The sequence below is a fragment of the Speluncibacter jeojiensis genome (assembly GCF_029589495.1).
GTDB classification, from domain to species: Bacteria; Actinomycetota; Actinomycetes; order Mycobacteriales; family Mycobacteriaceae; genus Speluncibacter; species Speluncibacter jeojiensis.
In genome coordinates this window covers 68,167-89,757 of the sequence record NZ_JAAIVF010000003.1, presented here as the reverse complement: position 1 = coordinate 89,757, position 21,591 = coordinate 68,167, and the positions used below count along the sequence as shown (strand labels likewise).

23 protein-coding genes and 1 pseudogene are annotated in these 21,591 nt (G+C 69.1%); 12 read left to right on the top strand and 12 right to left on the bottom strand.

Annotated elements, in window-relative coordinates; all coding sequences use genetic code 11:
- Positions 1-6: 6 nt before the first annotated feature.
- Genes G4X40_RS11240 through G4X40_RS11225 form a run of 4 tightly spaced genes read right to left on the bottom strand, consistent with a single transcriptional unit; the run spans position 7 to position 2,642 of the window.
- On the bottom strand, positions 7-1,077 hold the full coding sequence (locus tag G4X40_RS11240; protein ID WP_277832551.1) for an NAD(P)H-dependent amine dehydrogenase family protein: 1,071 nt from the start codon (positions 1,075-1,077) through the stop codon (positions 7-9).
- Between the two features lie 57 nt (positions 1,078-1,134).
- Entirely contained in the window at positions 1,135-1,776 is a 642-nt protein-coding gene (locus G4X40_RS11235; RefSeq protein WP_277832549.1) for a VOC family protein, read from the bottom strand.
- A gap of 1 nt (position 1,777) precedes the next feature.
- Positions 1,778-2,188, bottom strand: coding sequence for a VOC family protein (locus G4X40_RS11230; RefSeq protein WP_277832547.1), 411 nt, complete (start codon positions 2,186-2,188; stop codon positions 1,778-1,780).
- 10 nt (positions 2,189-2,198) lie between these two features.
- On the bottom strand, positions 2,199-2,642 hold the full coding sequence (locus G4X40_RS11225) for a helix-turn-helix transcriptional regulator (protein ID WP_277832545.1): 444 nt from the start codon (positions 2,640-2,642) through the stop codon (positions 2,199-2,201).
- 142 nt (positions 2,643-2,784) lie between these two features.
- Between G4X40_RS11225 and G4X40_RS11220 the strand changes: the two genes are divergently transcribed.
- The 6 genes from G4X40_RS11220 (at position 2,785) to G4X40_RS11195 (ending at position 7,502) form a co-directional block, all read left to right on the top strand.
- Entirely contained in the window at positions 2,785-3,660 is an 876-nt protein-coding gene (locus tag G4X40_RS11220; RefSeq protein WP_277832543.1) for a glycoside hydrolase family 25 protein, read from the top strand.
- Positions 3,661-3,666: 6 nt separating this feature from the next.
- The gene (locus tag G4X40_RS11215) at positions 3,667-4,794 is read left to right on the top strand and encodes an SMI1/KNR4 family protein (protein ID WP_277832542.1); all 1,128 of its coding nucleotides are present in this window, start codon (positions 3,667-3,669) and stop codon (positions 4,792-4,794) included.
- 196 nt (positions 4,795-4,990) lie between these two features.
- On the top strand, positions 4,991-5,665 hold the full coding sequence (locus G4X40_RS11210; protein WP_277832541.1) for a pyridoxine/pyridoxamine 5'-phosphate oxidase: 675 nt from the start codon (positions 4,991-4,993) through the stop codon (positions 5,663-5,665).
- Between the two features lie 293 nt (positions 5,666-5,958).
- Positions 5,959-6,483: a hypothetical protein gene (locus tag G4X40_RS11205; protein ID WP_277832539.1), complete on the top strand. Its 525-nt coding sequence runs from the start codon at positions 5,959-5,961 to the stop codon at positions 6,481-6,483.
- Positions 6,480-7,103, top strand: coding sequence for an RES family NAD+ phosphorylase (locus tag G4X40_RS11200; RefSeq protein WP_277832538.1), 624 nt, complete (start codon positions 6,480-6,482; stop codon positions 7,101-7,103). The genes G4X40_RS11205 and G4X40_RS11200 overlap by 4 nt, the downstream gene beginning before the upstream one ends.
- A 24-nt stretch (positions 7,104-7,127) precedes the next feature.
- Complete coding sequence (locus G4X40_RS11195) at positions 7,128-7,502, top strand: hypothetical protein (protein ID WP_277832537.1); 375 nt, start codon at positions 7,128-7,130, stop codon at positions 7,500-7,502.
- 61 nt (positions 7,503-7,563) lie between these two features.
- On the opposite strand, the gene G4X40_RS11190 is transcribed toward G4X40_RS11195, so the two are convergent.
- Positions 7,564-8,193, bottom strand: a complete 630-nt coding sequence (locus G4X40_RS11190) for a zinc-binding dehydrogenase (RefSeq protein WP_408642196.1) — start codon at positions 8,191-8,193, stop codon at positions 7,564-7,566.
- Positions 8,194-8,408: 215 nt separating this feature from the next.
- Here G4X40_RS11190 and G4X40_RS11185 point away from each other — a divergent pair, with 215 nt between their 5' ends.
- A complete protein-coding gene (locus G4X40_RS11185) occupies positions 8,409-8,837 on the top strand; it encodes a CBS domain-containing protein (RefSeq protein ID WP_277832535.1) in 429 nt (142 codons plus the stop codon).
- Between the two features lie 8 nt (positions 8,838-8,845).
- On the opposite strand, the gene G4X40_RS11180 is transcribed toward G4X40_RS11185, so the two are convergent.
- Positions 8,846-11,197, bottom strand: a complete 2,352-nt coding sequence (locus tag G4X40_RS11180; RefSeq protein ID WP_277832534.1) for a glutamate--cysteine ligase — start codon at positions 11,195-11,197, stop codon at positions 8,846-8,848.
- A gap of 80 nt (positions 11,198-11,277) precedes the next feature.
- On the opposite strand from G4X40_RS11180, the gene G4X40_RS11175 reads away from it, so the two are divergent.
- Positions 11,278-12,147: a class II glutamine amidotransferase gene (locus G4X40_RS11175; protein WP_277833057.1), complete on the top strand. Its 870-nt coding sequence runs from the start codon at positions 11,278-11,280 to the stop codon at positions 12,145-12,147.
- 26 nt (positions 12,148-12,173) lie between these two features.
- Here the strand turns inward: G4X40_RS11175 and G4X40_RS11170 are convergent, their stop codons facing one another.
- Positions 12,174-12,842, bottom strand: a complete 669-nt coding sequence (locus G4X40_RS11170; protein ID WP_277832533.1) for a pyridoxamine 5'-phosphate oxidase family protein — start codon at positions 12,840-12,842, stop codon at positions 12,174-12,176.
- A gap of 66 nt (positions 12,843-12,908) precedes the next feature.
- Between G4X40_RS11170 and pdxR the strand changes: the two genes are divergently transcribed.
- Positions 12,909-14,246 (top strand): MocR-like pyridoxine biosynthesis transcription factor PdxR, encoded by a 1,338-nt coding sequence (gene pdxR, locus G4X40_RS11165; protein WP_277832532.1) that lies wholly within the window; start codon positions 12,909-12,911, stop codon positions 14,244-14,246.
- 23 nt (positions 14,247-14,269) lie between these two features.
- On the opposite strand, the gene G4X40_RS11160 is transcribed toward pdxR, so the two are convergent.
- Both G4X40_RS11160 and G4X40_RS11155 read right to left on the bottom strand, forming a co-directional pair.
- Positions 14,270-15,451 carry a patatin-like phospholipase family protein gene (locus G4X40_RS11160; RefSeq protein ID WP_277832530.1) on the bottom strand — a complete coding sequence of 394 codons (1,182 nt, stop codon included), beginning with the start codon at positions 15,449-15,451 and terminating at the stop codon, positions 14,270-14,272.
- Between the two features lie 270 nt (positions 15,452-15,721).
- Positions 15,722-16,426: pseudogene (locus tag G4X40_RS11155) on the bottom strand (glycoside hydrolase family 25 protein); the annotation flags it as partial.
- A 291-nt stretch (positions 16,427-16,717) separates the two neighbouring features.
- On the opposite strand from G4X40_RS11155, the gene G4X40_RS11150 reads away from it, so the two are divergent.
- The 3 genes from G4X40_RS11150 (at position 16,718) to G4X40_RS11140 (ending at position 18,890) form a co-directional block, all read left to right on the top strand.
- Positions 16,718-17,272 carry a YbhB/YbcL family Raf kinase inhibitor-like protein gene (locus G4X40_RS11150; protein ID WP_277832528.1) on the top strand — a complete coding sequence of 185 codons (555 nt, stop codon included), beginning with the start codon at positions 16,718-16,720 and terminating at the stop codon, positions 17,270-17,272.
- Between the two features lie 530 nt (positions 17,273-17,802).
- A complete protein-coding gene (locus G4X40_RS11145) occupies positions 17,803-18,498 on the top strand; it encodes a S1C family serine protease (protein WP_277832527.1) in 696 nt (231 codons plus the stop codon).
- A gap of 131 nt (positions 18,499-18,629) precedes the next feature.
- Positions 18,630-18,890, top strand: a complete 261-nt coding sequence (locus G4X40_RS11140) for a hypothetical protein (protein WP_277832525.1) — start codon at positions 18,630-18,632, stop codon at positions 18,888-18,890.
- Between the two features lie 131 nt (positions 18,891-19,021).
- Here the strand turns inward: G4X40_RS11140 and G4X40_RS11135 are convergent, their stop codons facing one another.
- The 3 genes from G4X40_RS11135 to G4X40_RS11125 form a co-directional block, all read right to left on the bottom strand.
- Positions 19,022-20,494, bottom strand: a complete 1,473-nt coding sequence (locus G4X40_RS11135; RefSeq protein WP_277832523.1) for a molybdopterin-dependent oxidoreductase — start codon at positions 20,492-20,494, stop codon at positions 19,022-19,024.
- Positions 20,495-20,608: 114 nt separating this feature from the next.
- Entirely contained in the window at positions 20,609-21,109 is a 501-nt protein-coding gene (locus tag G4X40_RS11130) for a hypothetical protein (RefSeq protein WP_277832522.1), read from the bottom strand.
- Complete coding sequence (locus tag G4X40_RS11125) at positions 21,106-21,570, bottom strand: hypothetical protein (protein WP_277832521.1); 465 nt, start codon at positions 21,568-21,570, stop codon at positions 21,106-21,108. Before G4X40_RS11125 ends, G4X40_RS11130 begins: the two co-directional genes overlap by 4 nt.
- Positions 21,571-21,591 lie beyond the last annotated feature (21 nt).

Sequence of the window (21,591 nt, the reverse complement as noted above, 5' to 3'; positions counted from 1 at the left end):
GCGCGGTCAGCGGATCGCGCCGACCCCGGGGATCAGCGGCAGGTCGAGCGCGGTCACCCAGCCGGGTGGGAGGTCGGCCAGGGCGGGCACCGCGTTCAGCGCCCGCATGCCGGTGGCGAGGCAACCGGCGACCGCGGGTGCCCGGCCCGACCGGTCGGTGAAGCGGAAGGCGGTTTCCTGGCTGATCGACGGGGATCCCTCGATGTCCACGCGGTACACATCGTCCTGCGTGCCCGACGGCCACTCGGGCGCGGCATCACTGCCGATCCGGTTGACGTGTTCGAGGGTGATGACCTCGCGGCCGCGGTAGATACCGTTGATGGTGAACCGGATCGCCGCGACCTCGCCGGCCTTGACGACGCCCTTGACACTCTTGCGGTCCTGCGGGGTCACCCACTTCTCCCACGTCGTGGTGATGTCGTCGAGCTCGATGCCCGCCGCGTGCGCGATCATCGGCACGGTCGCGCCCCACGACATGATCAGGATGTCGGGATACTCGAGCAGCGCGGTGAACTCGGGCGGGCGGCCGATGCCCATCTCGTCCTCGTAGTCGCCCTCGTAGTCGGTGTAGTCGAGCAGCTCCGAGGCGCGCACCGACGTCACCTCCCCGCACAAACCCATGAGCGTCAACGGGAACAGGTCGTTCGCGAAGCCCGGGTCGATGCCGGTGGTGAAGCAGCGCGCACCGCCCTCCGCGCACGCGGCGGCGATCGGCTCGGTCCACACGGCGGGGATCTGCCGCATCGCCGGCCACACCCACGGGGTCATCGCGGTCGAGGCGACGTCGATGCCCGCACGCAGGAAGGCGGTGATCAGCGCGATGTTGGCGTCGGCGTACTTCGCGGTCGGGCCGAAGTGCACCAGCGCGTCCGGCCGCAGCGCGATCAGCGCGTCGACGTCGTCGGTGGCGATCACCCCGGTCGGCGCGATTCCGCAGATGTCGCCGGCGTCGCGGCCGACCTTGTCGGGGTTGCTCACCCCGACGCCGGCCAGTTCGAACGCCTGGCTCCGCACGATCTCGGCGATGACCATCTTCCCGACGACGCCGGTCCCCCACACCACGACCCGTTTGCTCACCGCGACAACTCCTTTGCGACCAGGAAGTGCTTCCGCTGACGATCAGCTCCCCAAGTTCTACGGCTCTCGGGGTGCTGAATCAAGGGCATCCCAGACGAATCCGTCGGGGTCCGTGAACGAGCCGCCGTCGGAGACGATGGTGATCCGGTGCGAACCCGTGCCGGCGGGGTCGGTGCCGGCGTCCTTGGCCAGCGCGGCGCGACCGAGCAGAGCCAGCGTGACCGCCGACTCCGGTGCGGTGAACTCGACATACTTGCGGCCGAAGCTCTTCGCCACGGACAGTCCGCGGTCGACGTAGAACGCCTTGGTGGCCTTGACATCGTCGACGCCGAGCAGCAACACCAGCGACTCGATGCGCCCGGTGGCCGGGCCGGTGTTCTTCTTCGACGAACTGGCGACCTTCCAGACCGCCCCGTCGGGGGCCTGCACGACGCCGCCGTAACCCCACAGAGACTTTTTCACCGGCGTGACGACGGTGGCGCCGGCGGACACGGCGGTGTCGACGAAGGCGTCGACGTCGTTGGGCTGGGCGACGACGATCGAGAGCGTGTACCCACGAAAGCCCGTCGACGGCACCTGGGCGGCGCGCACGGAGATGCGGTCGGCGACCCCGAGCGCCGCGTAGAACGCCTGCCCGGCGGCCGGGTCGTCCGCGTCGAGGACGACGGAGGTGATCACGGTGGACGTGGTGGTGGTCATGTCAGTGCTCCTCGTTGATGCGCAGCAGGTTTCCGGCAGGGTCGCGCACGGCGCAGTCGCGGATGCCGTACGGCTGGTCGATGGGTTCCTGGACGATGTCGGCGCCGGCGGCCTCGAGCTGCGCGAACGTCTTGTCCAGGTCCGGGGTGGCCAGGGTCAGGATCGCGTAGGTGCCCTTGGCCATCATCTCGGTGATCACGCGGCGCTCCTCGTCGGTGACGCCGGGGTCCGCGGCCGGCGGGTGCAGCACCAGCGAGACGCCGGGCTGGTCCGGGTGGCCGACGGTGATCCAGTACATGTCGTTGTAGCCGACCTCCTTGCGGACCTCGTAGCCGAGGAGGTCGCGGTAGAAGGCGAGCGTCGCATCGCGGTCGGTGTGTGGGAGGAAGGCGTTCGCAATGGTGATGTCCATGGCGACAACGCTAGGGACCGTCGGCGCTCGGCGCTTCTCGATTCCTGATCGGTCTGGTCACCTGCTTGACCACGCACGGCGGGATCCCGGCGGTCGAGTGTGCGGCCTCGCGCTTGTAGACGCTCGGCGGCATGCCGACCAGTTCGGTGAACCGGGTGCTGAACGTGCCCAGCGAGGAGAAGCCGACCGCGAAGCACACCTCCGTGACGCTCAGGTCGCCGCGCAGCAGCAGCGACATCGCCCGTTCGATCCGCCGCGTCATCAGGTACGAGTACGGCGATTCGCCGTAGGCCAGCCGGAACTGCCGGCTCAGGTGCCCGGCGGACATGTGCACACCGCGGGCGAGCGCCTCGACGTCCAGCGGCTGGGCGTGGTCGCGGTCGATCCGGTCGCGCACCTTGCGCAGCAGGGCGAGGTCGCGCAGGCGTTGCGACGTGGCGGGGGTGTCGGTCACCCATGCGATGCTGCCATCTCACCGGCGGTTCCGCGGCGCACACCGCGCGGCGGAACCGATCGACGCGATGCGCGTGGAATACTCCGCGCCACGCACGATGTGGCAGAACGGAATCGAAGACCCGGGAAGGTCGGCGAGGCGTGTGACCCTGTACGGCATCGACATCTCCAGCTACCAGGCGGGACTGAACCTCGCCGAGGTCAAGGCCGAGGGGTTCGACTTCGTGTTCGTCAAGGTGTCCGAGGGCAGCGGCTACGTGAACCCGACCTGGCCTGGGTTCCGGGACGCCGCGCGCGCCGCCGGCCTGATCCTGGCCGGGTACCACTACGTCACCGGCGACGATCCGGCCGCGCAGGCGAACAACCTGGTCAGCCATCTGGGCGACACGTCGATCCCGGTGATGCTCGACTTCGAGGCGAACTCCGGCGACATCGCGAACTTCTGGGCCGTCCTGAACGCGATCACCGCTGCGGGCGGGCACGTCGCGTTGTCGTACATCCCGCACTGGTATTGGCAGCAGATCGGCTCCCCCGACCTGTCCGCGGTGCCGGGGCTGGTCGCGTCGGACTACGTGTCCGGCACCGGCTACGCCAGCGACCTGTATCCGGGTGACCAGTCGGGCAACTGGTTCGCCTACGGCGGCGCCACACCGGTCGTGCTGCAGTTCACCGATGCCGCCCAGGTCGCCGGGCAGACCGTCGACGCCGACGCCTTCCGTGGCACCGCCGCACAGCTCCAGCAACTACTCACCCCGTCAGGAGACGACGTGACCCCCGCACAGGCGCAACAACTTCAGGACATCTGGGTGCAGCTGCTCGGGCCGAACGGCAGGGGCTGGCCCCAACTCGGCAACCGCACGCTCGTCGACGCGCTGGCGGTGGTGCTGACGCAGCTGACCGGGCAGGACCCGGCGGCGTTCGCCGGATGGCCGCAGACCGGCGGTCGCACCGACACCGACCTGATCGCGGCGATCGCCGCGGCGCTGAAGGTGCCGGGCACGTTCGACACCAAGGCCTGACGGGTCGTGGATCTCGAAAGGAAGCCGGTGCACCGCACAGTCCACACGCGTGATCTGTATTTCCCACGGATCCAACTCGGTGACCGCTTCGATCCGCAATGGTTGGCGGAGGGCAAGATCCTCGCCGTCTGCGGCCGGCAGGTCATCATCTGTACCGGGCTGACGTTCGGGCCCACGGACCTGTCGATTCAGGTTCTCGCCGATGGCGCGGCACCTGCAACGACCGTCGATCAGTGGGAAACGGTCGAGGAGGCCTCTGTCTGGCTGGACGCGCCCGTGCAACTCGTCCAGGTTCACGGCGAGGTCATCGAGGGTGTCCCCGAACTGGACGCGGTAACCACAGGCCTGCACCACGTCCGCGTCTATGCACGTGGTCGCGACCGCACCCGAGACGACGTCGCCTGCCACATCGAAATCGAACGAGCCGAAGCCCCGCGCGAACTGACGCTGATCGCCGATGGCGACAACGTGCGCATCCGTGATCTGTACTCGATCCAGCCCCGCCGACACTCGGACAGAACGCGGCACGCAAATCAAAAGCCCGATGCGGCGCGGCTGCCGCTCGCAGCCGCATGGCAGCAACTGGTCGATGCGTTGAGCGCTTGTGGTGCCCACACAACGCTGACGTCCATCGCTCCGCCCGTGTCCCCGCAACTCTTGGACGGGATACGCGACGGCTCAGGACTGAACTGGCCGCACCAACTCGCCGAGTTCTATGCCCTGCACGACGGCCTGCAGGAATGGACACAGCTGCTGCCCCAGCACGACGTTCTCTCGATCGCCGCCGCCGATCAGCTACGCCGGGAAACCTCGGCGATCTGGGGCGAGTTCGACGATCCCGCAACCTATGAGGGCGCCCAGGCAGGCGAGAGCACCGGAACGTTTCTGCCGCAATACTTTCCGATCGCCGAACGCGACGCCTACATCCTGTTCTGCGACACCCGGCCCGGACCACGACACGGCTGCATCAGCGAGCATCGGCGCGAGGACGCCGACATCCTCGCCCCGTACTGGGCATCACTCGCCCACATGGTCACCGACCTCGCCGACTCCATCACCAACGGCACACCGTTCATGACCGACTGGACACCGTCCGTCGAGGAAGGCCGATTGGTGTGGACCGACCAAGCCTGAAATGCGGGTCATTCAATCGCTGCGCTCATTCGCGGCTATTCGGCAGACAGTCCCTCTCGCGGCGCGTGCTTCGTCGAGGGTCTGACTCTGCCGCCCTGATTGCGGCAGAGTCACTCTCACGAATGCCGGGCCTGGAAGGTCACGTTTACGCAGGAACACCAACCAGAGCGACGACAGTAAACCTGGGGAGGTCGCGATGCTGAGCCAAGCGGTACCCGCGGGCGGTATGCGTTCGATGTTGCGTGGGCTTCCGGTGTTGAACGGCGCCGGCCCACCGTTCGACCCGTTGGCTACACCGGACAATCCGGTCGAGCTGTTCGTCGACTGGCTCCTGCTGGCGATCCGATCGAACGCCGTTGAGCCGCACACGATGACGCTGTCGACCGTAGACAACGACGGGCGGCCGTCAGCTCGGGTACTGATCCTGAAGGATGTCGACGCGTCGGGCTGGCACTTCGGGGTCAACGCGGACAGTCAGAAGGGCCGGGACCTGGCAGCCCGCCCGGTTGCGGCGTTGACGTTCTACTGGCCCGAGCTTGTTCGCCAGGTCCGCATCAGCGGCCCGGTGGTAGCGGATCCGGCGGAGGTGACCGGGGCGGACTTCCTCGCTCGGCCCACCGGTTCGAAAGCAATGGCACTGACCAGACGCCAGAGCCAGCCGTTCCTCGACCCGGCGGAACTCGACGCGGCGTTGGACCAGGCACGGTCCGAGCTGGACTCGTCGCCGAACGGAGTACCCGATGAGTGGGTGTCGTACGCCGTACGGCCCGAGCGAGTCGAGTTCTGGCAAGGCGACCCCACCCGGCGACACCAGCGCATCCGCTACGACGCGGTAGACCGATCCTGGACTCGAACCCGATTGTGGCCATGACCGTTCTCGGCACTGCGCACCAGCACGCAGACCCGGGCACCGTGAGCATCGAGCGAACGAGTGATACGAACCCACTGTCTGCTCACCCCTACCCCGGCGCGAGTGTCGACTGGACTCGGCCGGCTACGCGCAGACATCTCCACCTCGCAAGTGCGAGTGACAGAACGCCGATTTCGTCGAACAGGACAACTGCGGCGCCGGATGCCGGTGAGGCCGTAACCACAGCCGTTGACATGGTTGACGCAGCCAGGAACACTGAGGTTGACACAGTTGACGAGATAGGACGGTCTCGCATGAACACCCTGGTCGAGCAGGAACGCAAGCTCATGGACCTGCTCACCCGCCGTGTCCACAAGACGTTCGCCGACGCGCGCGCGGCCGGCGTTCCCGTCGAGGTCTTCGACGACGTCGAATCGATCGCCGCATCGATGGCCGCTGCACTGCCCGCCACACATGTCTACGACCAACTGGTGGGCCCGTTCTACGACACTTCCGGCCTGACCCGGTGGTGGGGAATCAGCCGCCAATCGGTCAACAAGTCCGTCGCCGCCGGCTCCGTGATCGCCTGCCGGCTAGACGACGGCCAGTGGGTCTACCCCACCTGGCAGTTCACAGCCGCCGCAACGGTCCATCCGCACCTGATCACCCTGTGGAAGGCGCTCCGCGGTGCCGCCGACCCGTGGACCTGTGCGGTATGGCTGCGCAGCCCGCAGGCCGAACTCGGTGACCGCAGCGTCGCGGACTGGGTCATCAGCGGCGAGCCTGTCGAGGCGGCCCTGGAACTCGCCCGCGCCGACGTGGCGCGGTGGAGCGCGTGAGCCGGGACTCCATCGCCCTGCGACCACCGGCCCGGCCGCTACAGAATTTCCCGAGCCACGCGCTCACCCCAGACCAGTCGCTCATCCGCGGACATCAGGTGGCGAACGGCCCGTGGTGGTTCTCCTCCTCCTCCGGCGGCGGCCGCTTCGACCTGACACCGCCACGGGGAACCTGTTACCTCGCATTCGACGAGGACACCGCAATCCGGGAGACGGTCGGCGAAGCCCTGGCCACAGCTGGGGTGATCAGCACGGACTTCGCCGCCACCCGGCGGCTGTCGACTCTGACCGTGCCGCATGCTCATCAGCTGGCCGACACCTGCACAGCCAAGGCAGCGGACTTCGGCCTGACGCGAGAGCTGACGTCCATGACGCCGTACGCTGTGCCGCAGGAGTGGGCCGCAGCCTTCGATGCCGCTACCTTCGCAGGGATTCTGTACCAGACCCGGTTCACCACCGGGCCGAACCCGAACGCGGTCGGCCTGTTCGGTGAGGCGGGAGAGGCTGACTGGCCGACCGACCCGAGTCCTGTGCCGTTGACCGCGGCCGCACTTCGCTGCGGCTTCACCGTCGCCGGTCCGCCCCGGTCGGTGCGCATCATCTCGCCACCCACGAACTGAGGTGGCATGAGAGAGTCCACAACTGTGATCAAGTCTGGAGCGCGTGTCCTCGCGGTGGGTGCCGCAGCTTTCGCCCTGATGGTGCCGGCGGCCGGAATCGCCGACGCCGGACCGAATTTCCGTGCGCCGGCACGGACGTTGAAGGTTGTCGCGGTCTCGGTCGGGGGCATGACGTATGCGGCGGTGACCAACGCGGTCGCCGGATACGTGTGCCGCAGTTGGCCGGAAGGCCCCTACGTCGGCGCCACGGACGAGTTCGGGCAGGTGATCGTCAGTCCGTTGGGTGCCGCAGTGGTCGTCCTGCCCGGATCCCGCACGCGCGAGGTGGGCTTCACCTGCGGCCCGCAGCACGGCCCCTTCACGGACACCGGCGACGCGCAGGTTTTCGTCGGAAGCTGACGGCCCGCGAATCGGCCGTCACACCGTGACACGACACGCCGTCTCGTCAGAGTCGGACAGGTCAGGGAACGAGGACCACTTTGCCGCGGTTGGCATGGGATTCGATGACGGAGTGGGCGGCCGATGTATCGGCCAGCGCGAACGTGGCATGTACGACCGGTCGTATCCTGCCTGCACCGAACAGCGCCCAGGGTTCTTGGCGCCACGCCTCGTAGAGCTCGGGCCGGCGCAACGCAATGCGCGCCATCTGGAACCCGATCACCGACTTGGCGCCCACCAGCAGATCGTAGGCATTGACGGTGCCGCCGCCGGAACTGTAGGCGACCAACCGACCGCCGGCATCGAGCGCGGCGACGGAGGGGCCGAGCAGATCGCCGTAGTCATGGCCGAAGCACAATCCGGTGACCCGGTCACCGACTGCGAAACCGTCGACGCCCTCACCCGAACCCACCTCACCGGCAACCTCGCCACCCAGCGGCGCCGGCCCGGATCCCTCGCGAACCTTGCGCACGACCGGCAACGTCACCCCGATCGCCTCAGTGCGGACCACCAACTCTCCGACCCCAGCGGTGGGCTCCGGCACCTGTTCGAGGAACAACACCTCCGGACCGCCGTTACGCCGATATCGAACACGCCGCACCCCAACCCCTTCCCTCGATGTGGACCGAAGCCTGGAAGCCGGAGCAGACATCGGTCCAACAGATCTCCGGCGAGCCGAAAACACCCAGCGGGTCACGTGAACCGGACGGGCCCGAACCACCGCCACTGGACGAAGATCATCCGGGGAGGCGGGGCCGATCTGCGAGGAGTCCTGTGTGTCATGGACCCGCCTCGACGACACAGCAGCGCACCTCCGACGTCTTATGATCGAACCGGACGCAAGAGCCGATCGATCGGAGCTGTTCCATGCAGATCTCGGAGGTATTGCGGAACAAGGGTTCGGCGGTCGCCACGGTCGACCCGGACATTTCGGTCAGTGAGCTGGTGGGCGACCTGGCGCGCCACAACGTCGGCGCGGTGGTGGTGGTCGACAACGACGCGGTCATCGGCATCATCTCCGAGCGCGACGTGGTGCGTCAGTTGCACGAGCGTGGTCCGGAACTGTTGTGCGCGCGGGTCGGCGACATCATGTCGAAGACCGTCTTCATCTGTGCTCCCGAGGACACCATCGACAGCCTGGCGTTGACGATGACCGAACGGCGGATCCGGCATCTGCCGGTGCTGGACGCGGGGAAACTGGTCGGGATCGTCAGCATCGGCGACATAGTCAAGAGCAGGATCACCGAGCTGCAGATCGAACGCGACCAGCTCGAGTCGTACATCGAGCAGGGCTGACCCCGTTCTCAGTCGAGTCCGCTGTGCGCCACGGCGACGAAGGTGCGCACGCCGTACATCAGCGCGCGCTCGTCGAGCGTGAACGACGGCTGGTGCAGGTCCTCCCGGCGGTCGACCCCGTTCCACACGCCGAGCCGGCCCATCGCCCCCGGCACGTGCTCGAGGTACCACGCAAAGTCCTCGCCGCCGCTGGACTGCGACGCCTCCACCAGGTTGTCGTACCCGACCACCGCGCCGATCGCCTCGCGCAGGTCCTCGGTGCACCCGGGCTCGTTGACGACCGGCGGCACCCCCTGCTGATACGACAGCTCGTGGCGCACGCCGTACGGCGCCAGTAGTTGCCCGATGGTGTGCGCCACCAACGGTTCGAGCGTCGCCCACGTCTCGTGCGACGCGCTGCGCAGCGTCCCCACCAACTCCCCCGACTCGGGCACCGAGTTGCCGACCTGCCCGGCTGCGACCTTGCCCCAGGTCAGAATTGTCGCGGTGCGCGCGTCGAGCCGGCGGTCGAGCACCGACGCCAACCCGGTGACCAGCACCGCCGCCGCGTGGATGAGGTCGCCGGTCAGGTGCGGGCGGGCGGTGTGCCCGCCGGCCGACCACAGCCGCACCGTCACCGCGGCGTTCGACGAGGTGATCGGCCCCTCGCGGGTGGCCAGCTTGCCGACCTCCAGGTGCGGATCACAGTGCAGCGCAAAGATCTTCGCCACCCCGTCGAGCGCGCCCGCCGCGATGGTGTCGAGCGACCCGCCCGGGGTGGTCTCCTCGGCCGGCTGGAACACCAACCGGACCCGATGCGGTGGCGGGTCCCCCACCAGCATCGCGGCCGCACCCATCAGCATCGCGGTGTGCGCGTCGTGGCCGCACGCGTGGCACACGCCCGGCACGGTCGATGCATAGGGCAGCCCGGTGGCCTCGGACAGCGGCAGCGCATCGAGGTCGGCCCGCAGCGCGACCGCGCGGTCGGTGTCCGCGCCGAGATCGCACCACAGCCCGGCGCCACCCGGCTGGAGCACCGGCGACAGGCCCAGTCCGCGCAGATGCTCGGCGACCACCGCCGTGGTGCGCCGCTCCTCGAACGACAGTTCCGGGTGCGCGTGCAGGTCGCGGCGCCACGCCACGACCTGGGCCTCGCCGACCCCGGCCGTGGTGGCGGTCGACTCGCCGACGGACGTGAGGCCTCGGTGGCGCCGATGCGTGGTCGCCGCTGCGCCGGGCGCCGGTGCGGGCCGCTCCGGGGCGGGCTCGTCCGCCGGCACCGACTGCGGGCGGCCGGCAGTTTCGGAGACCAGCAGGTCCACCACGTCGGTGAGCCTGCCGCGGCGCAGCAGCGCGCGCCGCTGACGGGCCGCCGAACTGCCGTCCTGCAGCGCCCGCTCGCACAGTTCGGTCGTCAGGTCCCAGTCACCGGTGTCCTCGAGTTCGGGCCGCAGCAGGTTCACCAGCGCCTCGACCATCTCGCCGGCCGGACGCGGCACCGCGCGCTCGACGTCGACGAGTTCGTGCTCGAGGCCCGACCGCGCGGCCCGCCACAGCGCCGCCCGGGCGAGCGTCGGCGCGATCGGGGGCGGCGGCACCCCGGCGCGCAGCCGGGTGACCTCGTGCTCGACGAGCGCCCGGAACAGCGTGGCGATCAACGTCACCGAGTCGACCCGCGGGCAGCTGTCGCAGACCCGCAACTCCAGCGTCGGGCAGTGCACGGACGGTCGCACGTCGAAGTACACCATGCCCGGATCGCTGATCACCCCGCTCGAGACCAGGTCGTCGATCAGCGCGGTGTACTCGGCCGCGGTGCTGACCTGGGCGGCAGGGCCGGTGCTCGGCCAGCGCGGCCACACCAGCGCCCGCACGCTCGCATAGCCGGTGTCGGTGCCGTCGGACCAGAACGGCGAGCTCGCGCTCAGGGCCAGGAAGATCGGCAGATACGGCACGACGCGGCCGGCGACCAGCACAGCCTCGTCCGGGTCCGGCAGGTTGACGTGGATCTGGGTGCCGCAGATCAACTGTTCGCGCGCCAGCAACTGGTACTCGGCCAACATGTGGCGGTAGCGGGGCGACCCGGTGACCTCCAACTCGGTGGGCAAGGCCAGCGGCATCGCACCCGCCGCCGCGACCCCCACCCCGAGCTCGGCGGCGGTGTCCACCAGAAGCGTGCGATTGGCGACGAGATCGGCTCGCAAAGAAGACAAGTCGTCGAACACGCCGCCGTTGACCTCGACCACGCAGCGCTGCAGCTCGGCCACGAACCGATCGTCGGGAAGACGGGCCAGTAACTCGTGCGCGCGAGGGGTCAACCGGCGGGTCTTGACGTCGATGAGCTGGAACTCTTCCTCGACTCCGACCTTGCGGCGGCCGTTCACCCACTCAGCGTAGCGCTGGTGGGACACAATGGTGATCAGTCGTAGTCCTGTCGGTCCTTCTCGGAAGGGGCGTGCCCATCATGTGTCGGCTCTTCGCACTGTCGGCCGCCCCGAGACGTGTCCACGCGACGTTCTGGCTGCTCGAGGCACCGGACAGTCTCGCGCAGCAGAGCCGGCGCGAGCCCGACGGCACGGGCCTGGGCACCTTCACGCCCGAGGGCGAACCGCTGGTGGAGAAGCAGCCGTTGGCCGCCTATGCCGACCGCCGGTTCGCCGAGGAGGCGAAGGATCGCGAGTCGATGACCTTCCTCGCGCACATCCGCTACGCCTCCACCGGTGCGGTCGAGCCGCGCAACACCCACCCGTTCGAACAACACGGCCGGCTGTTCGCGCACAACGGTGTCATCGCGGACCTCCCCACGCTCGACGACGAACTCGGCGAATACCGGTCGATGGTGCACGGCGACACCGACTCCGAACGACTGTTCGCGTTGATCACCAAGCGGATCGACGCGAACGACGGCGATGTCGGTGCCGGCATCGCGGCCGCCGCGAGCTGGGTGGCCGACACGATCCCGGTGTTCTCGCTGAACCTCATTGTCACCACGGCAACCGAGATGTGGGCGCTGCGCTACCCGGACACGCACGGACTCTTCGTGCTTCCCCGTGTTCCCGGCGGGCCGCACGGCGACCGCCATCTGGACCAGGCCAGCACCGCCGGGCGGATCCGCGCCCGGTCGGGGCCGCTGTCGAGCCGCGGCGCGGTCGTCGTCGCGAGCGAGCGGATGGACGAGGACCCGGACTGGCGTGAGGTGCGCTCGGGCGAACTGCTGCACGTCGACTCCCACCGCAAGCTGACCTCGACGATGATCCTCGACCGGCCCCCGCGCCGCCGCATGACGCTCGACGACCTCGGCGACCGCGCCGCCGCCTCGCAGACGGCGGTCTGATACCCCGACAACCGCGGGCGAGCTCGCTACCCGAGCGACCGGGCGCGGGCAGCGACGTCATCCGGCACCTCACCGGTCGCGTCGTTGTCCGGCACCGGAGCGGAAGAGGCCAACTGCAGCGGGATGTGTCCCCCCCAAGTTCCCGTGGCAACATCCTCCGGCTCGTCCCCCGGTCCGCCGCCGCGGGCTTTCACCGATGCCTCGCGCATCGGTATGGCGACGACGGCGGTCGCGGCCAGTTCCTTTCGGGTCGACCGGCGCAGGGTTGCCGTGCGGCCGGGGATCATGTGGTCGACGACCAGCTCGAGGGCGTGGTCCTTCTCTGCCGGGTCGTCGACCAGGCGGCCCGCGCCGAGGATCACCGCCGAGCGGTAGTTCATCGAGTGGTGGAACGCCGACCGGCCCACCACCAGGCCGTCCAGCATCGTGACCGTGGCACACAGCTGTGCGCCGGGCGAGGCGACCAGCCAACGCGCGGCCACCGATCCGTGGACGTAGAGGGATCCGCCGTCGTCCGGACCCGAGGGATCGAACCCGAATGCGGTGGGGAGCACCAGCGGGTGGTCCGGCAGCGTGATGCCCAGATGGCAGACGAACGCATCGGCGAGGAGGGCGTACAGCTCGGCCCGGTCCTCCACCGCCCGGCGGCGGCCGCGGCCCAGTGTCGTCCGAGCGGTCGGTGAGAGCGTTTCCATGGCATCATGATCCCGCGTGAGTGGCCCGGTGACCCGGGCCAATTGTCGACGACCTGAACAGGCCACATGAGCATCCTCACCGTGACGTTGGACCGGCATGCGGCGATCCCTCTCGGCGTGCAACTCGCCGACCGCATCCGCGGGTTGATCACGGATGCCACGTTGGGGACCGGCGACCGCCTGCCCAGCACCCGCGCGCTCGCAACCGAACTGGGCGTCAGTCGCAGCGTCGCCGAGCAGGCCTATGATCAGCTGCTCGCCGAGGGCTGGGTGCAGGCGCGTCGGGGATCGGGGACCTTTGTGGCCGCGACGGCGCAGCGCACCGGGACGTCTCGCCGCCGCACCGAACGGACCTCCCACGCGCCGGATCTGGTCCGGCTCGACAGCGGCACACCGTGGATCGACCCACGGCATCAGACCGGTTGGCGCCGCGCCTGGCGTCAGGTCTCGACACTGACCCCGCCGGCTGGCTACCCCGACCACCGAGGGGTGGCGGAGCTGCGCCGGGCACTGGCCGACCGGCTTCGCCGTACCCGCGGCCTGTCCTGCGATCCCGACCACGTTGTGCTCACCTCCGGAGCCACCGACGGACTGCGGCACCTGCTGTCGGTCATCGTGCCCGGGTCGGTCGCCGTGGAGGACCCCGGCTACCGCGCCGCCGTGCGCGTTGCCGAGAGCATGGGACGCACCGTCGTGGACGTCCCGGTTTCGCCGAACGGCCTTGACGTGACGGCGATCCCGCCCGGTGTCGCGGCGGTCTACGTCACCCCCGCGCATCAGCACCCCACCGGAATCGCCATGCCGGCGGCCGCTCGCGTCACACTCCTCGAACACGCCCGCCACCACGACTTCTTCATCGTCGAGGACGACTACGACTCCGAGTTCCGCTACGACGTCGCGCCACCGCCCGCGTTGACCGCGCTCGATCCCGACCGGGGCATCTACCTGGGCACCGCGTCGAAGTCGGTGTCCCCGGGGCTGCGCCTGGGCTGGCTCGTGGCCCCGCAGGAGATCGTCGAGCGCATCGACGAACTACGTCGACGCACCCACGACCTCCCTTCCTGGCCCACCCAGCAGGCCTATCTCGCGATGCTGCGCGACGGTCACGTCGACCGGCTGATCCGCTCGGCCCGCAAGGTGTATGCCGCACGCGGTGCGACGATCCAGAAGGCCGTACCAGGACTGCTCACCGGTCCGGTGGCGGGGATGTACGTGACCATCGAACTCTCCGCCGATCAGGCGAACGCCGCCGTAAGAGCAACGCGGGCTGCCGGACTCGAACTGCCCAGGCTCTCCGACTACACCCGCACCCAGCAACGGCATGGCGTGGTGTTCGGCTTCGGCGGGATCAGCGACGAGCAATTCGAACAGGCGCTCGGCGCGATCGTCTCGGCCGTGCGATAGCGATCTGCGCTGCGGCGCGCAGCTCACCCGTCGCGGTCACCCTCGCCCAGCCGCTCGCGGGCGTGCCGGCCTCCGAGTTTCGCGACGGCGTCGGTGAATCCCGAGTCGAAGAACAGGTAGCTGAGCAGGTTCCCGTGGTCGTCGGGGTCGCCGCCGATGAGACGTTCGAGGATCCACATCGACGGGCTGCGCAGCCCGCCGAGCCCGCCGTACCGCCGATGGAACTCGGCGTCGGCGAGCGCGGAGATGTCGCCGCGTTCCCCGGCGGCCGGCCCGGCGAAGATCACCTCGACGGCGCGGGAGGCTGCTCCCGGTTCGAGCCCCGCATTCCACTCCTCGAGTCGGTGCAGGTCCTCGATCATGCGGTCGGCCATCAGCACCCGCAGCGAGAGCGCCGCCACCGCATACACATCGGGTTCGATCGCGTCGCCGGGCGGCTCGCCCCGGGTGCGGCGGTGCGCACGCGGCGGCGGGGACGTCGTGGAGGTCATCGGCTGGGTCGCGACCACACCGAGCCGGGTGCAGCCGAGTGAGAGCGCGGGTTTGAGCGGGGTGTTCAGCCGCAGTCCGCCGTCGACGTACCAGCCGGCCCAGCGCGCCGGTTCGGTGACCCGCACGGGCCGGAACAGCAGTGGCACCGCCGCGGAGGCCATCACGTGTTCGACGGTCAGCCGGGTCTCGACGTAGGTGATGTTGCGGCCGACGTCATTGGGCGGCAGAGCGACCGCATCGTTCTTCTCCACGAATACGACCGTGCCGCCGGTGACCGTCGAGGTGGTGGCCACCGCGACCGCGTCGACCCGGCCGGCGTCGATGTTCTCGTGCAACGACTCCAGCGGCAGCCACTCGGTCAACCGGGACCGCAGCCGCTCGGTGTCGAGCAGGCTCGGCAACCGCACCGGAAGCCCCGCCAGCTGGCCCAGGTAGCCCAGTCCGGTCTCGAGGCCGCTGGCCAACCCGAACACGTCCCGCAGTTGCACCGCCGACCAGGTTTCGACGAGTTGTTCGGCAGCCTGGAACGGCGGCAGGTGCGCCATGCCGCCGAGCCCGACCACGTTCAGGGCGCCCGCACTGGTGCCGACGAGCACGGTAGGGGCGGGCCCGGTGCGGCTCATCCACGGCAACAGCACCGACAGTGCCCCAGCCTCATAGGCGCCGCGCGCACCCGCGCCGGCGACCACCAATCCCGCACGGCCGCGAACCACAGCTCACCTCCCCGCCCCTCGGAGGTTACGTCGAAACCCCGTTTACGAGTAGTTGGACAGCGTGTTGAGCAGCGTGGTCGCCAGGGACTCGATCTTCGCGATGTCCTCGGGCGTCAGCGTCGACTGGCCGTCGTCGTCCTGCCCCTGGCTGGGGGCCTGCTGCTCGGCGGGTGCGGCCTGGGGCTGCGGTGCAGCGTTCTGGTCGGGGGTGCTCTGGTCCGGCGAGGTCGTCGTCGTGGTGGCGTCGGACTGCGGGCTGGTCACCCCCGGCGAGTTGATGTAGTCGGCGAACGACCCGAGCGAGGTGTTGTACTTGTTCAGGTCGACGTTGCCCTGCACGCCCGGCAGGTGCCCGGAGTCGGTGTACTGCCAGAACGTCCAGTTCTTCCAGCCGCCGGGCAGCGCGCCCGGTTGGTTCTGGCCGTTGTAGTCGGCGATCCACAGCGGATAGTTGGCGAAGTCGGTGGTATTGGCCATCTGATTGCGCCAGAAGCTCTGATAGGTGTAGATGATCGGCGTCTTACCGGTCAGCGACTGGACCGCGTCCAGGTACTGGTGCAGCCACGATTTCAACTGCGCCGGCGACTGGCCCTTGGCGTCCTCGAAATCGATCACCGGCGGCAGGTCCATCGGCCCGTGCTGGCCGAAGGTCATCGCCGAGAAGAACGCCGCCTGCGGTGCGGCCGGAAGCGTGACGTCGGCGTAGTGATAGGTGCCGGTGGCCACGCCCGACGCGCGCATGGCGAGCACGTCCGGGACGAAGAACGGGTTGACGTAGTCGAGGCCCTCGGTGGCCTTGACCATGGCGAAGCTCTGCCCGGCCGCCTTGACGGCGCCCCAGTTGATGAGTGACCCGCCGGGGTGCTGCCAGGAAGAAACGTCGGGACCGGTGACCGCGGCCGCGTGGGTGGCGCCGGCACCGGTGAGCACGACGGCGGCGGCCAGCGCGGCCAGGACCGTGCTGCGGCGCCGCATTCTCGGCCGCGGTGCCGCGACCCGGTGCCGTCCGGCATACGGCACCCCGAAACGCTGCCGACCGGAGTCGTGTCTTCCATATCCGCTGCGCATCAGCATCCCCGATTGCTTGACGATCAACGACCGGATCATGATCATTCAGGGACTATAAGCGATGAAGTCGATCACCGCGCAGGAAACAGCGGGTGCCGAACTCGCTTGGACGCCAAGCCGACACCGTAAAATGCGGCGTCGGGACGCATCATCACCGACCGCCGAACGAGGTACTGGGCCATGGCGATACTCGGGCAAATGCTGCGCAATCGGCGCGCCGGCGAGGGCCGGTTGGCGTGGAATCTGCCGGGGTTCGCCGGCCCGGATTCGGTGAGGTTGCGCAGCAGCGACTTCGAGCTCGAGGGCGTCCTCTCCCGGGCGCACGCGGGTCGTCGCGCGGGCGGCGAGAACCTGTCACCCGCTCTGTCGTGGACCGCGGCCCCGGGTCGGACAGCCCAGTGGCTGTTGGTGATCCAGGACGTCGACTCCCCCACGCGGCTGCCCTTCGTGCACTGCGTCGCCCTGCTCGACGCCGACCGTGTCCAGCTGGCGCGCGGCGCCCTGGGTGCGGACACCGCCCCGGCCGGTGTGCGGGTGCTGCGTTCGGGCATGGGACGCGGGTATGTGGGTCCCATGCCGATCAGGGGGCACGGCCCCCACCGCTACGTCTTTCAGATCTTCGCGCTGGCCGAGCCACTGCGGGCTGCCGACGGCGGTGTGGACCTCGAGAGCGCCCGCGCCAAGACCGTGCTGGCCGGTGTCCGCGGTCCGGTGCTGGGCCGCGGCCGGCTCGACGGCTTCTACACGCGCTGAAAGCACTTCCTGCGGCCACCTGAGGGCGGCCGCAGGAAGTGGCGGTTGTCGCGTCGCGTTCGGCTATGCGGCCGGAGAGGTTGCGGTGGGCGAGGTTCCCGAGGAGCCGGAAGCTGAGCCACTGGCGAACTGCAGGATGGTCGTGAAGGCGGTCAGCAGGCTTGTGAATTCGGTGGATGACATGGAAAGCCCTCGTGTCGTCGGGTCGGGAAGCTTGCCGCGGCCGGCCGGGGTCCTGTCCCGGGTGCCGGTTCGATCGGCCGTCCGGCGAAACCTGGGCAACCCCGGACACCACGAAGGTAGGGACGCGGCGGCGGCCGGCGCCGCCTTCTTGATGCCTTCTTGATGCCGTACGACTCCTTCTTGACGTGGCGTGATCCGTGTGGATCGCCATCTGCGCAGGTCAGCCGGTGCTACCGTCGTTTCGGGCCGCTTTCGCGGCGATCGCCACGAAAGCTCGCGTCGAGGAGAGCTGGTGGGTGCTCATGCCGGTTTGTCGGGCTGCGGGGCGGTCGTTGGCGAGTGGGACGTTGTTCGTAGCACTGATCTCGGCGCTGTGCACGGCGGTGGGTGCCGCACCGGCCGGGGCCGCCCCACCGGATCTGCAGGCGGTGACCGCCGGCATGGTCGACATCAACTCGGTGCTGGGCGGTAGCCAGTTCGGGAAACTGGCGGGCACCGGCATCGTGCTCAGCTCGGGTGGCGAGGTGCTGACGAACTATCACGTCGTCGAGGACTCGGTCAGCATGACGGCCACCGACCTCGGCAACGGTGCGACCTATCCGGCGCGGGTGGTGGGCGTCGACCGCAAACGCGACATCGCGGTGGTGCAGTTGGTCGGCGCCTCGGGGCTGCCGACGCCGCCGTTCGGCGATTCGACGTCCGTCCGCGTGGGCGATCACGTCGTCGGCCTGGGAAATGCCGGTGGTCGCGGTGGTCCACCGCGACCGGCGCCGGGCGTGGTCGCCGCACTCGACCAGTCGCTGCCGATCATGGACACGACCAGCGGCGGATTCGAGTACCTGCACGGGCTGATCCAGGTCAGCGCCGACATCCAGGCCGGTGACTCCGGTGGGCCGCTGGTCGACGCGGACGGCAGGATCGTCGGCATGGACACCGCAGCGATGCCCGACCCGGCCGGCGTGCAGGGCTACGCGATCCCGATCACCAGCGCGCTGCAGACGGTCGACCAGATAGGCAGCGCGGCGGCGCAGCCGGTCGGGTGAGCGGTCGTCGACCCTGGTCGCGACCGGTCCAGCGGTACTAGACTGGAACCGTGGACTGTGGGGGCAGTGAACGCCGGGGAACGGAATTCTCGGCGACCATGTCTTTTCAGGGCGTGACGGGAGGCACTGAGATGACCACGGCAGATGACGTGCGCGCAATCCAGCAACGAGTGGCCCTGTGCAGGGCCCGGATCTACGGCGGGTACGGACCCGGTGCGGACGAGGCCACCTTCGACAGGTGGACCCGGGACCGATCGGTGTTCGCCGGGCAACCGGTCGTCGAGCGGCTCAGCGAGTTCGCCCGGCGCACTGCCGCGGAGAAGGCGGGCGGCACGCCCGCGGTCGCCGAGGATGCGGCCGCGGCACGCGACAGCGTCAGATCGCGTACCTGACGCGCCACCGTGCGCCCGAGCGCAACCCGACGGGCAGTTCGCCCTCGGGTTGCAGGCCCAGCGCGTCCAATCGGTCGAACCGGGCGTCCGAACCAGTGACGGCACCAGCGTCGCCCCGGTTCCCTGCACGGTCAGATGCCGGCCGAGTTCGAGTAGAACTGCTGGTCCTCGCGCCAGCCGCCCTGCCCCATCCCGACGTGGCTGTAGTCGGCGACGAACTCGATCCCCCGCACCCACTTGACCATCTTGAAGCCGAGCTGAGACTCGCACCGCAGCCGCACCGGCGCCCCGTGCTCGATCGGCAGCGGTCCCCCGTTCATGTCGACGGCCAGGATCGTCTGCGGTTTGCTCGCCAACCACAGCGGGATGCTGCCGTAGAAGTGGCCGTAGCGTCCCTCGGCCTCGGTCAGCCCCTTGTCGTCGAAGGCATAGAAGACGGCGACCTTCGCCTCGTCCTCGGGCTCGACCAGGTCGATGATCGTGCTCACGGGGATGCCACCCCACTTGCCGATGGACGTCCAGCCCTGGATGCAGTTGTGTTTGGCGATGTAGGCGACCGTGCCCAGCGCGCGCAGATCGGCCACCGACAGCGACACCGGGTGCTTGACCAGGCCGCCCACGTCGAGCCGGTAGTCACGGAACTCGTGGCGCGCCATCTCCTCGTACGCGGGATCCGTGGGCGGATAGCCGTTGACGCGGTGGTACGGGGAGATGTCGGCGTCGGTGTACTGCTGGCGCGAACTGAACGACCGGCTCAGCACACGCTGCGGCGGATCGACCATCAGCCCGGTCAGGTGTTGCACCAGCCGGCGTCGGCGCAGCGACACGATGGACAGCGGCACCTGGATGGCGAAGATGACGAACAGGATCGTCAACCCGAGGGCGAGGCCCAAGGTGGTGTCCTTCTGGCCGCTGCCGAGGACGATCCTGGTGAGTTGGCTGGGCAGCCCGTGCAGGATGACCATCAGCACGTGCACGACGACGAACATGCCGAAGAAGCACATGCCGAGGAAGTGCACGCTGCGCGCGCCCTGCTTGCCGCCGAAAAGCTTTCCGTACCAGGGGAACCGACCGATCACGGCCGGCGACATGGCTGCCCCGGCGAGGATCATCAGCGGCGACACCACGAAGATCACGGTGAAGTACATGAGCTTCTGCGCCGGATTGAACGGCTGACCGGCGATCGGCTGGCCCAACTCGAAGTGCAGATACGTGCCGATCTGGCGGATCGCGTCGGGAATGATCGACCAGTGGTCCGGGATCAGGTAGTGCCAGTACCCGGTCGCGAACACCATGGCGACGTACACGGCGCCGGTGGCGATCCAGAACTGCAGCGTCATGAAGTGCCAGTGCCGGCCCAGGCCCAGGTTCTTACGGCCCGGGAGCGCGATCACCGGATTCCACGACTCCTCCTCGTCGAGCGAGGACCAGGGTCTGCGCGGTTCGGAGGAGAACACCTTCTTGGACAGGCGAAGCCATTCGCGTCCCGGCGGACAGTCGTCACGCCAATAGAACTTCGGAAACGCCGACAGGATCTCGATGCCGCTACGGGCCATCATGATCATGAACAGCACGTTCAACCAATGGGTCACCACGACCCACATAGGGTAAAACCCCGGCATGGCGCACCCCCCGCGCTCAGGCACTTGTGGGATTCAGTTTACGCCGCGGTCAATCCCGTATCCGGTGACAGAAATTCCCGAGTGCAGGCGCGCGCGTCACAGCGGATCGAAGCCGGTCACCTTCCACCGGTTGCCGTCGCGGATGAGCGAGACGCGCACGCGGCTGTCGGCGACCGTCGGTGCGGGCTGGGCCGCGGTGGTGGTGAGCTGGTCGACGAACAGCAGCACCTGGGCGTGGTCGGTGTCGGCGCTGATGACCCCGGCGTGCGCGACCGTCGCCTTGGTGTCGATGCCCTGGGCCTTCGCCGCCGGCGCGATCGTCCGGTCCGCCAGCGTCTTGTAGCGGCTCGCGAACGACCCGGCCAAACCGGCCTGCGCGGCGGCGAGGTCGTGGTCGACCGTTTGGCCCGAGTAGGTCAGCATCTGTTCGACGACGGTCGTCGCGGCGGCGACCGCGTCGCTCCTTGCCTCCTGAGCCGCCGCGGCGTGGCCACGCGCCTGCCACAGCAGAGCCGACGCCGTGACCAGCCCGACCGCGAGGCACACCACCAGGAGTCCTCCGATCCGCTGCGGTGTCGGCACAAGGCGCGCCGTCACGAGACGAACTCCAGCCGGGTCAGCTTCGCCGCGCCGCCGTCGCGGGTGACGGTCACCAGCAGCCGCACGTTGCGGTCCTGCGCCGCGCCGCCCGACGTGGACACATGGGTGCGGGCGGCGACGAGCACGACCGCCGAATCCTCTGTCTGGCTTTCGATGCCGATGGCCGGCACCTCCCCGGTCGAGGTGACGTGGGACTGCTGCAGCGCCCGCACATAGTTGTCGAGTTGCGCGGACATCGCGGTGCGGAACTCCCCCGCGCTCGCGTCGACGAACCGCTGCGCGTCGGCGCGGGCCGATCCCGCGTCGATGTCGAGGATCGCCAGCACGCTCTGCCTCGCGGTCGACTCTGCTTGCCGCGCAAAGGCTTCCCGCCGGTCGTCGGCGCGATGACCGACTGTAAGCACGGTGGTCGCGGCGGCCAGGGCGAGCAGCACGGCCGCCGCAAGTGTGCGGAGCATCCAGCGCCGCCGAAGCACCCG

Bases quoted from the DNA above. Each gene is read 5' to 3' on its own strand.
- G4X40_RS11235 (WP_277832549.1), bottom strand. From the start codon at position 1,776: ATGACCACCACCACGTCCACCGTGATCACCTCCGTCGTCCTCGACGCG.
- G4X40_RS11230 (WP_277832547.1), bottom strand. From the start codon at position 2,188: ATGGACATCACCATTGCGAACGCCTTCCTCCCACACACCGACCGCGAT.
- G4X40_RS11210 (WP_277832541.1), top strand. From the start codon at position 4,991: ATGCTGAGCCAAGCGGTACCCGCGGGCGGTATGCGTTCGATGTTGCGT.
- G4X40_RS11205 (WP_277832539.1), top strand. From the start codon at position 5,959: ATGAACACCCTGGTCGAGCAGGAACGCAAGCTCATGGACCTGCTCACC.
- G4X40_RS11190 (WP_408642196.1), bottom strand. From the start codon at position 8,193: ATGTCTGCTCCGGCTTCCAGGCTTCGGTCCACATCGAGGGAAGGGGTT.
- G4X40_RS11185 (WP_277832535.1), top strand. From the start codon at position 8,409: ATGCAGATCTCGGAGGTATTGCGGAACAAGGGTTCGGCGGTCGCCACG.
- G4X40_RS11175 (WP_277833057.1), top strand. From the start codon at position 11,278: ATGTGTCGGCTCTTCGCACTGTCGGCCGCCCCGAGACGTGTCCACGCG.
- G4X40_RS11170 (WP_277832533.1), bottom strand. From the start codon at position 12,842: ATGGAAACGCTCTCACCGACCGCTCGGACGACACTGGGCCGCGGCCGC.
- pdxR (WP_277832532.1), top strand. From the start codon at position 12,909: ATGAGCATCCTCACCGTGACGTTGGACCGGCATGCGGCGATCCCTCTC.
- G4X40_RS11150 (WP_277832528.1), top strand. From the start codon at position 16,718: ATGCTGCGCAATCGGCGCGCCGGCGAGGGCCGGTTGGCGTGGAATCTG.
- G4X40_RS11140 (WP_277832525.1), top strand. From the start codon at position 18,630: ATGACCACGGCAGATGACGTGCGCGCAATCCAGCAACGAGTGGCCCTG.
- G4X40_RS11135 (WP_277832523.1), bottom strand. From the start codon at position 20,494: ATGTGGGTCGTGGTGACCCATTGGTTGAACGTGCTGTTCATGATCATG.
- G4X40_RS11125 (WP_277832521.1), bottom strand. From the start codon at position 21,570: ATGCTCCGCACACTTGCGGCGGCCGTGCTGCTCGCCCTGGCCGCCGCG.